This window comes from Sulfitobacter sp. (genome assembly GCF_039977885.1).
Classification (GTDB): domain Bacteria; phylum Pseudomonadota; class Alphaproteobacteria; order Rhodobacterales; family Rhodobacteraceae; genus Sulfitobacter.
In genome coordinates, this window is the sequence record NZ_JBDWCI010000016.1 from 64,631 (window position 1) to 76,047 (window position 11,417).

The following is an 11,417-nucleotide window of genomic DNA, read 5'->3' on the forward strand; positions in this document are numbered from 1 at the left end:
AGCCTACACTGCCCAACGTATTGTTTATTGCAAAAAATTTGGAACTGGCGCAGTGTTCTCCAAACGACGGGCAATAAGACCCTATTTTGAGGCGTGATCAAAAAGGCAGGTCACATGAAAATCGATAGATTTCTGAAAGCAGCCCTTCTGGGGTTGACCCTGAGTGTATCCGCATATGCGGTAACGGCCCCTAACGTGGCTGTCGCTGACAATTTGCGCGTTGTAAAAAGCGGCACCAGTTCCACTCTGCAAGTTCCGCTCAACCGCGCGATTGTTGTCGAAAGCGACACGCCTTTCGCCGAGCTGAGCATTGCCAACCCCGGCATCGCAGATTTGTCCTCTCTCTCGGACCGCACAATCTATGTACTGGGCAAATCACCCGGCACAACAACGCTCACGTTGTTTGACGGTGCCGGCCGGTTGATCACAAACGTCGAAGTTCAGGTCACCCCTGACCTGTCGGAATTCAAACAGCGCCTACGCCAAATTCTCCCCGGTGAGAAAATCGAAGTCCGCTCTGCCAATGACGGGATTGTCCTGTCCGGCGTTGTGACCTCGGCGCAAAAGCTGCAGCGCGCACTGGAACTGGCCGAGCGTTACGCACCCGAACGGGTGTCCAACCTGATGAGCGTCGGCGGCATCCAACAAGTGATGCTCAAAGTGCGTTTTGCCGAAATGCAGCGCTCTGTTTCCAAATCACTCAGCTCCTCCTTGTCTCTTAGCGGCGGGTTGTTCGGTAATGACATCGGCGTCAGCGCGGGCTCGGGAACGTTGACCACGGCCGCTACAAACACGGCCGCCCTCACCGGTGGTTTGCCGGATACAAACACCAACACCGGCGCGATTTTGTTCGGTTTCAACGCGGGCAGCACGCAGGTTGGCATCCTTCTCGAAGCGCTTGAGCAAAAAGGCGTTGTGCGCTTTCTGGCAGAGCCGAACCTCGTGGCACTTTCCGGCCAAGAAGCCAAATTTCTTGCCGGCGGGGAATTCCCCGTCCCCGTGGCACAAGACAACGACACAACCTCCATCGAATTCAAACCTTTCGGTGTCGAACTTGCCTTTATCCCCCGCGTTGTGGACAAGGACCTGATCAACCTCGAGCTGAACGCAGCCGTATCGGCACTTGACCCAAGCAACGGCATCACATTGGATGGTGGCTTTACGGTTTCGGCATTTACTCGCCGCGAAACATCGACCACCGTTGAAATGCGTGATGGCGAAAGCTTTGCCATTGCCGGCCTTCTACAAGACGATTTCACAGACAACTCTTCGCAATTGCCGTGGATTGGCGATGTACCGGTGCTGGGTGCTCTGTTCCGCTCGGCCGATTACCAACGCTCGCAGACCGAACTCGTCATCATCATCAGCGCACACTTGGTCACACCCACACGCGGCGAGGCGCTTGCCCTGCCGACTGACCGCATCAAACCTCCGACAGAAAAGGACCTTTTCTTGTTCGGTCGTACAGCGGCAGGCACCCGTACACCTCAAAAAGGTGCTGCTGGTGAGGTTGCCAAGCAGGACTTTACCGGATCATATGGCTACGTACTGGATTAAGGCGATGAACGGCATGACCTATCAGAAACTGGTAACAGCCAGCGCGCTTTCAGCCGCTATGGTGCTTGGCGCTTGCGCCCCAAGCTCCGATCCGGTGTACACACAGTTTTACTCCGAAGCCGGGTCATTAGTGGATACCGGTGATTTTGGTGAGGCAACATTGCACAACCGCCTCGTGATGACCGGTGAGCGTCAGTATACCTTTGATCTGGCGAAACGTTTCGCCACAGAAGTCGAGAGCACCGTGAACTTCGCGTTCAACTCTGCCCAACTCGATGCCAAGTCCCAGGCCATCCTGCGCCAACAGGCCGGATGGATCCGCCAGTTCCCCGAAATTCGTTTCCGTGTATATGGTCATACCGACGCGGTCGGCTCTAACAGCTCGAATAAAAAGCTCGGCCTGCGCCGTGCCAATGCTGTTGTCGCATATCTGACAACCCAGGGCATCAGCCGCTCCCGCCTTGAGGCTGTCGTCTCCTTCGGCGAAACCCAGCCGTTGGTCGTCACTCAGGGGCGCGAACGCCGCAACCGCCGTACAGTTACTGAGGTAAACGGTTTCGTCAAACGCCATCCCACAGTACTGGATGGGAAATATGCGCAGATTGTTTACCGCGACTATGTCGCCAGCGCGACGGCTCCATCAACACTGTCAAGCGGCAGCACAGCTGGCCTGGATAGCAATTAAATCCCTTAAAAATGAACAAAACCGCCTCTACCGGGGCGGTTTTATCATGTTTGATCACACATGGGGCCCTTGGGCTAATCCCCACCGAAACACATTATCGTTTCAAGATATCAAACAATCGTAGCTTTTCAGCCCCAATCTCGCCCCAGTTCACTGTCATTTATTCCTCAACGAGAAAACTCTGTCCGGACCAAAGTCCGGCAGGGGGCGTAGGCTCCGGCCCCGCCCTTTGACAAAAGGAACAAAGGCAATGAGCAGCGTAATGCCACAACCTCAACAAGACGCCATTCTTGCTTGCACGGTGAGTCGGGATGTTCAAAATTTCGATCTTCTGATCGAGGATATGGAATCTTCACTTGGCGAAAGCTGGGGTGATCTGGGCTTTGCCGAGGCATTGGCCTTCTTCAACCAGCCCGAAGCCAAAGGCATGGAGTTCATCGCCCTCGCCATGGATGAGGCTGACGAAGACAACCTGCCGATGATGACCGAAATCATCACTCAGGCTAAATCACAAGGCATCAAAGTCATCCTGATCGCAGAAGATGTCACACCTGCGGCATTGCATTCCCTGCTACGTCAGGGCGCGGATGAATTTGTCCCCTACCCCCTTCCCGAAGGTGAGTTGGCCGAGGCGATCGAGCGTATCCGCACGCCTGCCCCCACGCCCGAGGCTGCCGCATCAACCAGCAACCTGCGCGCAGGGCTGGAAAAAGACGGTGCTGTCATCGTTGTACACGGTCTGGCCGGTGGCACCGGTGCCACCACAATGGCTGTGAACCTCGCGTGGGAATTGGCCTGCATAAATCCTGGCACGACCCCCTCGGTCTGTCTGATTGATCTGGATCTGCAATACGGTTCGGTATCGACATTCCTCGACTTGCCCCGCCGTGAGGCAGTTTATGAAATGCTGTCGGACACCGAAGCAATGGACGAAGAAATCTTTGGTCAGGCGCTACTGACCTATGAAGACAAACTGTCAGTCCTTACCGCGCCAACCGATATGCTGCCTTTGGATCTGATCAGCGCCGAAGACCTTGAGCGTGTGTTGAATATTGCGCGTAACCAGTTCGATTTTGTCATCATCGACATGCCCTCAACACTGGTCCAATGGTCCGAGACCGTGCTGACCTCTGCGCATATCTATTTCGCCATGCTTGAGCTCGACATGCGTTCAGCCCAGAATACCCTGCGTTTCAAACGGGCGCTGCAATCCGAAGAACTGCCGGTTGAAAAGCTGCGCTATGTGCTGAACCGCGCGCCGAAATTTACCGATCTCAATGCCAAAAGCCGTGTCAAACGCCTGGCGGAAAGCCTCGACATCAGTATCGACTTGCAACTGCCTGACGGCGGAAAGCCGATCACTCAGGCGAATGATCACGGAATGCCGCTGGCCGCGTCCGCGCCCAAAAGCCCCCTGCGCAAAGAGATCACCAAACTGGCCACCTCGATCCACACCCTGCGCGACAGTGACGTCGAAGCAGCCTGAGCGCTGGATATAGAAAGCACACACCATGTTCTCCAAGTATAAAAAACCACAAGCCGCCCCCGCCCCACAGGCCACGGTCACTCCGCTTGAGACACCAAAGGACAAGCCTGCTCCCGGCGCGAGCATGCGCAAAGCAGCACCTGTCGCCGCCGCTGCACCAGTAGATAAAGAGGTCAAGCGCAAGCAGCGTATGGGCGAGATCAAACTCGACCTGCACCGCGTATTGCTGGACAACCTAAACCTTGCTGCGCTTGAGCACGCCTCCGAAGCCGACCTGCGACAGGAAATCAACGCGATTTCCTCTGAACATCTGGCCGAGAAATCCATCGTGCTGGGCCGCGAAGACCGCATGACCCTCAACTCCGAACTTTATGACGAGGTGACCGGCCTTGGCCCGCTTGAAACACTGCTTCAAGACGAGACCGTGAACGATATTCTGGTCAACGGCCCGCAACAGATTTTTGTGGAACGCGCCGGTAAGCTTGAATTGACGGACATCACCTTCAAAGATGAGCGTCACCTTCTACGTATCATTGATAAAATTGTATCTGCTGTTGGCCGCCGCGTTGACGAATCAAACCCCTACGTGGATGCGCGCCTCAAAGACGGTTCGCGCTTTAACGCTATGGTCCCACCCGTTGCCGTTGACGGCAGCCTTGTGTCCATTCGGAAATTCAAAAAGGACAAGCTGGGCATCGACGACCTGGTAAACTTCGGTGCATTTACCGAAGAAATGGCCGCCTATCTGCAAGCCGCCGTTGCGACACGTCTGAACGTCATCGTGTCAGGCGGTACCGGTTCGGGTAAAACAACCACGCTCAACGCTTTGTCGTCCTTCATCGACAATGCCGAACGCATCCTGACCATCGAGGATACGGCGGAACTTCAACTGCAACAGACCCATGTTGGCCGGATGGAATCCCGTCCGCCGAACGTCGAGGGCAAGGGCGAAGTATCCCCCCGCGACTGCCTGAAAAACGCCCTGCGGATGCGCCCTGACCGCATCATCGTGGGGGAAACACGTGGCGAAGAAGTTATCGACATGCTTCAAGCCATGAACACCGGCCATGACGGCTCCATGACGACGATCCACGCGAACTCTGCTCGGGACGGTGTATCGCGTCTGGAAAATATGATCGCCATGGCCGGTATTGAAATGCCTCTCAAAGCGGTGCGCAGCCAGATTTCATCTGCTGTGAACCTGATTGTGCAGGCCTCGCGTCTTCAGGACGGCAGCCGCCGCATGACCTCCATCACCGAAATCACCGGGATGGAGGGGGATGTGATCTCTATGCAAGAGATCTTCCGCTACCAGCGCGTGGGCCTCACGCCCGATAACAAGATCATCGGCCACTTCACCGCGACCGGCGTGCGTAGCCACTATGCCGAACGCTTCCGCATGTGGGGCTATGACCTGCCATCCTCCATCTACGAACCCGTGGCAGCAGAATAAGGATCTGGAAAGATGAGTGCAGAACCAATCATCTACGGCCTGATTTTCGTTGCCGTTCTTGTCCTCGTCGAAGGCCTGTATCTGGTCGCCTTCGGTAAATCCATCTCGCTGAACAGCCGCGTAAACCGCCGCCTCGAGATGCTCGAGAAAGGCCAGCGCCGCGAAGAGGTGCTCGACAAGCTGCGCAAGGAAATGCAGCAGCACATGAAAGCGCGCTCGATCCCGCTTTACTCTTTGCTGTCCGACAAAGCACAAAAGGCTGCCATCGCCTTTACGCCACAACAGTTGATCATGATCATGGCAGGCATTTCAGCCGTTATTTTTATGGCGCTCACCGTTGGCACAGGGTCCGAAGTACCCGTCCGCCTGATCATGTCCTTAGGTATGGGCATGGGCGGCGTGTTTTTATGGATCTCCATGAAGGCCGGCAAACGGATGGCCATGATCGAAGAGCAGCTACCCGATGCGGTCGAACTAATGGTGCGCTCCTTGCGCGTCGGCCACCCGTTCAGCAATGCGATTTCCATCGTTGCCAAAGAGATTCAGGACCCGCTCGCCTCTGAATTTGGCGTGATCGCGGATGAAGCTGCCTATGGCCGTGATGTCGGCGAGGCGCTCAAAGACATGGCCGAGCGTTTGGACATGCAGGATTTGCGCTTTCTCGCGGTTGCCGTGACCATCCAGCAGCAATCGGGTGGTAACCTCGCCGAAATTCTGGCCGGTCTGGCCAAGGTAATCCGCGCGCGCTTTCGCCTGTTCCGCCGGGTCAAAGCCATCACCGCCGAGGCAAAATGGTCCGGAAAATTCCTGTCGGCCTTCCCCATCATGGCGCTGATCGTGATCAACATCGGCGATCCGCATTACTATGACGAAGTAAAAGAAACGCCTTACTTCATTCCCGGCTGCTTTTTTGTCGGCATCTTTCTTGGCGTAAACCTTCTTGTGATGCGCGTGCTCACAAACATCAAAGTCTAGGGGGGCATCATGCTCAACAGCATCAACACCGCAATCAGTGAGGTCATGGGACCTTTTGGCCTGATTATTATTCTCGGGGTGCTCGGCGCAATTCTGGTCATGGCCACGGTTGTAATGATGATCAACCAACCCGAAGACCCTCTTGATAAACTCAAGCGCACGCAAAGCGCACGCCACAGCGCGTCGGGCAACACCGCCACCCTGCGGCAAAAGGACGGCAACGCCCAACTTGAAAAGTTTGCAACCTTTCTAGAGCCAACCGACGACAAAGAGCTCAGCCAGAAACAGCTCGAACTGCGGCAGGCCGGCTATCAGTCCCGCGATGCGGTGCGTATGTTCTATTTTGCCCAGATGGCGCTTGGCCTGATTGGGCTCGTGATCGGCGTGGTCTATACCAACTTCATCGTCGAAGTTGAGATGAGCACGCAAAAAACAATCATGTGGACCTTGGGCCCCGGTGCCATCGGCTATTACCTCCCCAAATACTGGATCACCCGCCGCGTGGCCGCCCGCAAGGAAGAGATCGAAGGCGGCTTTCCCGATGCTCTTGATATGATGCTTGTTTGCGTAGAAGCGGGCCAATCGCTGGATCAATGTATCGTGCGCGTTGCCCGTGAACTGCGTGCCTCCTATGCCGCTCTGGCCGACGAATTCGAAGTCGTCGCCCAAGAGATGAAAGCCGGTAAGGACAAAGTAAACGTGCTCAATGACATGGGCACACGCTGCGGGGTGCAGGATGTTTCCTCATTTGTGACGGTATTGGTGCAATCCGCCGCTTTCGGTACATCGATTGCCGACGCCCTGCGTGTCTATGCTGCCGAAATGCGTGACAAACGCGTTATGCGCGCCGAAGAAGCCGCAAACAAGTTGCCAACCAAGATGACACTTGCCACAATGATGTTCACAGTTCCCCCGTTGTTGATCATCCTTGTTGGTCCCTCGGTTTTGGGCATTCAGAAAATGGGCGAAATAGCTGGCCCCGGCGGATAAAATGAAAACACCCACGAGACCGTTCACGGTTCTCTTGATACTTAACTTTGCTTTAGCCGCCTGTTCTTCGGGCGGCTTTGGCGCGCTCGGACTTGGCACTAGCGGCAGCGACACGATCGATGCGCCGGGCGTAGACCTACGTGCAGACGGGGCCGACAATCTTGAAACCGGACATCGGTTGGTCGCAGCAGGCCAGTATGAGCTCGCCATCCGGTCGTTCAACCGCGCGGCCATCGACCGCGGCACTGTTGACGCCGAAATCCTGTCGGGCCTGGGCACGGCCAATCTCGGCCTGGGCCGCTTGGGCCAAGCAGAAACCCAGCTTCGCCGCGCGGTGCAACGCGACGCCACACAACCCGAAATCTGGAATAATCTGGGCGTAGTCTTGATGGAGCGTGGCAAAAATGCCGACGCGATACAGATATTCCGCAAGGCTTTCGCGCTCGATAATGGCGAAAGTGTCTCTATTCGAGATAATCTGCGCCTAGCGCTAGAAAAAAGCGAGAATTTCGACACGTCATCGGATAGTGTTAACGAGTACAAATTGGTGCGCCGTGGATCGGCTGATTATCTGATCCGCTCGGGGCTGTGACCTAAACATAGGCATAGCATGCAAAATCCCGCGCCGGGGCACCGCATGAGGCAGAAGCAGTAAAGGGACGCAAACATGCGCCACACATCCGTTTTAGGCGCCCTGCTGGTCGGGGCTACATTTCTTTCCGCATGCGGTGAGAAAGATGCAGATGAAACCGTGCAACGCGCGTTTCAGGACGTAAATGTCATTGATGACGCCAACCTGAATGACGTCATGCTGACCGTCAGCGACCCGAACGAGGCCGTAAGCTATTTCCAGCGCGTTGTCGGCGAGCAGCCCCAGAACATCGAATTCAACCGCGGTCTTGCGCTCTCGCTGGTGCGGGCCAAACGCTATGATGAGGGTGCCGTCGCATGGCAACGCACCACGGCCCTCCCCGATGCGACTGATGCCGACAGGGTCGAACATGCCGATGCGCTGATCCGCGCAGGCGATTGGGCCAAGGCCGAAAAGACCCTGACCGCCATTCCGCCCACCCATGAAACCTTCAAACGTTACCGCCTCGAAGCCATTATTGCGGACAGCAAACAACAGTGGAAAAAAGCCGACAGCTTTTACGAAATCGCAGTGGGCCTGACCACCTCCCCCGCCCCTGTGCTCAACAACTGGGGCTATTCCAAGCTTACCCGAGGCGACTATAAAGACGCCGAGCGCCTGTTCACCTCTGCTGTCTCTCAGGACAGCGGGCTGTTCACAGCCAAGAACAACCTCGTTCTGGCCCGTGGCGCACAGCGTAATTATAACCTGCCCGTCGTCCCGATGGACCAGACAGAGCGTGCACAACTGCTGCACACAATGGCCCTCTCTGCGATCAAGCAAGGCGATGTGGAAACAGGCAAAGGCCTGCTGCGCGAAGCCATCGACACGCACCCACAGCATTTCGAAGCTGCAGCACGCTCGCTTGCCGCTCTCGAAGCCTGATCCATGTCGATCACAACTTATGCCGCCGCGTGGTTCTTCCCCTTTGTCCTGCCGATCTGCTTTTATGTAGTCTATACGGATATCTCGCGGATGAAGATCACCAACAAAGCGAACCTCGCCTTGGCGGGCGTGTTCGTTGTGATTGGCCTGATCGCCCTTCCGTTTGACGCCTACCTGTGGAGGCTGGCCGCAATGGTCCTCGTCCTGATCGCAGGCATCGTCTTGAATGCGGTAGGCGCAATGGGCGCCGGCGACAGCAAATTCATCGCCGCCGCGGCTCCGTTTATCGCGGTTGGCGACCTCAATATGCTCTTGTGGCTGTTCATGGCCACCCTGCTGGCGGCTTTTGTGACCCACCGCGCGATCAAATACTCCCCCCTGCGCCGTCTGGCCCCTGAATGGACCAGCTGGGATCAGGGCAAGAAATTCCCCATGGGCCTCGCGCTTGGCACCACCCTAAGCATCTATCTAGGCTTGGGGCTTTTATACGGGGCCTGAAAAAGGCCATTTTTACCCCTTAGGGTTTCGCAACCCGATCAACGTAAAGGGACACACGCAAATGAACGCTCCTACGACCTCCGTTATGGCTCCTCCGCCACCAAAAACTGTTGGCGATATGAAGTTGCCCATCGTGATGATGCGCGACATCCTGATCAAAACCATGTTCCGCAAGAACCTCGATCTGGTCAGCCAGCTAAGCGAGGCCGTCTGCCTGCCCATCCCCGTCACGCAGGAACTGGTCGATATGTGCCGCACCCAGCGGCTGGTCGAAGCCACAGGCACCATCAGCGAAGGCGGCAGCAACGAGATGGGCTACCAACTCACCGACAATGGTAAGGCCCGCGCGCTCGACGCGCTGGCACAGTCGGAATATTTTGGCCATATGCCCGTGCCGCTTGAGGTCTACAAGGAACAGGTAAAACGTCAGTCCGTGCGCAACATGCAGATCACCCGCAGCCAGCTTCTGGGCGCGATGGGCCATCTGGTTCTGCCCGATGACCTTGTCGATAACCTTGGCCCTGCTGTCTCTGCTGGCCGCTCGATCCTGATGTACGGCCCACCCGGCAACGGTAAGTCCTCTATCTCTAACGGGATCCGCGACGCGCTTGGCGATGTGGTCTATGTGCCGCGCGCCATTGAATACGCCAGTCAGGTCATCACCATGTTTGACCCGATCGTACACACCGAAGTCGCACAAGAGGCCCAAGACCCCAATTCCCTGCGCCGCGTCACCCGCTTTGATGCGCGCTATGTCATGTGTGAGCGCCCGACCGTGATCACCGGCGGTGAGCTATCGCTCGACATGCTTGATCTCGTCTACAGCCCGAATGCAAAAACCTATCAGGCCCCGCTCCAGCTCAAATCAACCGGCGGCATCTTCATCGTGGATGACCTTGGCCGCCAAAAAGAACCCCCACAAAGCATCGTCAACCGCTGGATCGTTCCACTTGAGGAAAGCAAAGACATCCTTGCCCTGCAATCAGGTGAGAAATTCGAAGTCCCCTTCGACACGCTGGTCATTTTCTCCACCAACTTCCACCCGAATGAAATCTTCGACCAAGCGGCCCTGCGCCGTATCTTCTTTAAGATCAAAATCGACGGTCCAAATCAGGCAAACTTCCTGAAAATCTTTGCCATGGTCGCCAAAAAGCGGAAAATGCCGCTGGACGAAGCCACTCTGGTGCACCTGCTGAAAACGAAATATCCCACAATTGATAACATCTACGCCAACTACCAACCGATCTTCCTGATCGACCAAATCATCGCGATCTGCGAATTCGAAGGCGTCCCCTACCATATGACCCCAGAGCTCATGGACCGCGCATGGGCCAACATGTTCGTCAAAGACGAACACATCGTGAAATAACCATGCGCTCACGCACAGGTATCGCGGGCTGCGGCCGCATGGGGCCCCAATGCTCGCTGCCTTGCGCGCCGCAGGGCTTCCCGCGCGCGGCTATGATGTTGTTCCTATGGACACCGCCCATATCACCGATGACATTGCCGTCTTCTGCGAAGACCTCGACACGCTCATCACCGTGGTCCGCGACATCGACCAGACCGAAGCACTCCTGTTCGGCGACCAAAACCTCTCCGCCATCCCGAGCCTGATCCGCATCATTATCTGCTCCACCCTCTCGCCCCGCTACGTCCGCGACCTGCGCACCCGCATCCCCTCCCATATCGCCCTCATCGACGCCCCGATGTCGGGAGCTCAGATCGCCGCTCAGGAAGCACGGCTCAGCTTCATGCTCGGCGGTGATGATGCGGATATCGACGCGGCCCTCCCCCTGTTTCAGGCCATGGGGAAACACCTGCACCGCATGGGCCCCTACGGCGCAGGGATGCAGGCCAAAGTCCTCAACAACCTGCTTGCCGCCTCGAATACCGCCATGACACGGCTCGTCCTTGACTGGGCCGATCAAACCGATCTCGACCGTAGCGCCCTGCTCGATCTCATTCACACTTCCTCCGGCCAGAACTGGTTCGCCTCCGGCTTCAACAGCATCGAATTCGCCCGCGACGGCTTTGCCGCGGACAACACCATCGCCATTCTCGTAAAAGACATCGCCAGCGCCCTCGATGCCGCCCCCCGGAACGCCGATACCTCCCTGCCCGAAGCCGTGCAAAACACCATCCGCCACCTCACACCCCGCAACTAACCCCATTTCTTCTAGCTAAAAATACTCCGGGGGAATCGGCCAAAGGCCGATGGGGGCTGGCCCCCATACCCCCGCGCGCTATCTTACGCCCC

At 56.6% G+C, this 11,417-nt stretch carries 11 protein-coding genes; all 11 read left to right on the top strand.

The window, feature by feature from the left end; translation table 11 throughout:
• Positions 1-114 precede the first annotated feature (114 nt).
• The 11 genes from ABJM03_RS11850 (at position 115) to ABJM03_RS11900 (ending at position 11,325) form a co-directional block, all read left to right on the top strand.
• The gene (locus ABJM03_RS11850) at positions 115-1,557 is read left to right on the top strand and encodes a type II and III secretion system protein family protein (protein WP_348417739.1); all 1,443 of its coding nucleotides are present in this window, start codon (positions 115-117) and stop codon (positions 1,555-1,557) included.
• 58 nt (positions 1,558-1,615) lie between these two features.
• Positions 1,616-2,242: an OmpA family protein gene (locus tag ABJM03_RS11855; protein WP_348417840.1), complete on the top strand. Its 627-nt coding sequence runs from the start codon at positions 1,616-1,618 to the stop codon at positions 2,240-2,242.
• A gap of 250 nt (positions 2,243-2,492) precedes the next feature.
• Positions 2,493-3,728: an AAA family ATPase gene (locus ABJM03_RS11860; protein WP_348417741.1), complete on the top strand. Its 1,236-nt coding sequence runs from the start codon at positions 2,493-2,495 to the stop codon at positions 3,726-3,728.
• Positions 3,729-3,753: 25 nt separating this feature from the next.
• Positions 3,754-5,181, top strand: a complete 1,428-nt coding sequence (locus ABJM03_RS11865; protein WP_348417742.1) for a CpaF family protein — start codon at positions 3,754-3,756, stop codon at positions 5,179-5,181.
• 12 nt (positions 5,182-5,193) lie between these two features.
• Complete coding sequence (locus tag ABJM03_RS11870) at positions 5,194-6,156, top strand: type II secretion system F family protein (RefSeq protein ID WP_348417744.1); 963 nt, start codon at positions 5,194-5,196, stop codon at positions 6,154-6,156.
• Between the two features lie 9 nt (positions 6,157-6,165).
• Positions 6,166-7,146: a type II secretion system F family protein gene (locus ABJM03_RS11875; protein ID WP_348417746.1), complete on the top strand. Its 981-nt coding sequence runs from the start codon at positions 6,166-6,168 to the stop codon at positions 7,144-7,146.
• Between the two features lies 1 nt (position 7,147).
• Positions 7,148-7,738, top strand: a complete 591-nt coding sequence (locus ABJM03_RS11880) for a tetratricopeptide repeat protein (RefSeq protein WP_348417748.1) — start codon at positions 7,148-7,150, stop codon at positions 7,736-7,738.
• A gap of 75 nt (positions 7,739-7,813) precedes the next feature.
• The gene (locus ABJM03_RS11885; protein WP_348417750.1) at positions 7,814-8,662 is read left to right on the top strand and encodes a tetratricopeptide repeat protein; all 849 of its coding nucleotides are present in this window, start codon (positions 7,814-7,816) and stop codon (positions 8,660-8,662) included.
• A gap of 3 nt (positions 8,663-8,665) precedes the next feature.
• Entirely contained in the window at positions 8,666-9,160 is a 495-nt protein-coding gene (locus ABJM03_RS11890) for a prepilin peptidase (RefSeq protein WP_348417752.1), read from the top strand.
• 61 nt (positions 9,161-9,221) lie between these two features.
• Positions 9,222-10,529 (top strand): ATPase, encoded by a 1,308-nt coding sequence (locus ABJM03_RS11895; protein ID WP_348417753.1) that lies wholly within the window; start codon positions 9,222-9,224, stop codon positions 10,527-10,529.
• A gap of 49 nt (positions 10,530-10,578) precedes the next feature.
• On the top strand, positions 10,579-11,325 hold the full coding sequence (locus tag ABJM03_RS11900) for an NAD(P)-binding domain-containing protein (protein ID WP_348417755.1): 747 nt from the start codon (positions 10,579-10,581) through the stop codon (positions 11,323-11,325).
• The last annotated feature ends 92 nt before the right edge of the window (positions 11,326-11,417 follow it).

Excerpts from the sequence above, each read along its gene's own strand:
- ABJM03_RS11850 (WP_348417739.1), top strand. The coding sequence starts at position 115 with ATGAAAATCGATAGATTTCTGAAAGCAGCCCTTCTGGGGTTGACCCTG.
- ABJM03_RS11855 (WP_348417840.1), top strand. The coding sequence starts at position 1,616 with ATGGTGCTTGGCGCTTGCGCCCCAAGCTCCGATCCGGTGTACACACAG.
- ABJM03_RS11860 (WP_348417741.1), top strand. The coding sequence starts at position 2,493 with ATGAGCAGCGTAATGCCACAACCTCAACAAGACGCCATTCTTGCTTGC.
- ABJM03_RS11865 (WP_348417742.1), top strand. The coding sequence starts at position 3,754 with ATGTTCTCCAAGTATAAAAAACCACAAGCCGCCCCCGCCCCACAGGCC.
- ABJM03_RS11870 (WP_348417744.1), top strand. The coding sequence starts at position 5,194 with ATGAGTGCAGAACCAATCATCTACGGCCTGATTTTCGTTGCCGTTCTT.
- ABJM03_RS11875 (WP_348417746.1), top strand. The coding sequence starts at position 6,166 with ATGCTCAACAGCATCAACACCGCAATCAGTGAGGTCATGGGACCTTTT.
- ABJM03_RS11880 (WP_348417748.1), top strand. The coding sequence starts at position 7,148 with ATGAAAACACCCACGAGACCGTTCACGGTTCTCTTGATACTTAACTTT.
- ABJM03_RS11885 (WP_348417750.1), top strand. The coding sequence starts at position 7,814 with ATGCGCCACACATCCGTTTTAGGCGCCCTGCTGGTCGGGGCTACATTT.
- ABJM03_RS11890 (WP_348417752.1), top strand. The coding sequence starts at position 8,666 with ATGTCGATCACAACTTATGCCGCCGCGTGGTTCTTCCCCTTTGTCCTG.
- ABJM03_RS11895 (WP_348417753.1), top strand. The coding sequence starts at position 9,222 with ATGAACGCTCCTACGACCTCCGTTATGGCTCCTCCGCCACCAAAAACT.
- ABJM03_RS11900 (WP_348417755.1), top strand. The coding sequence starts at position 10,579 with ATGCTCGCTGCCTTGCGCGCCGCAGGGCTTCCCGCGCGCGGCTATGAT.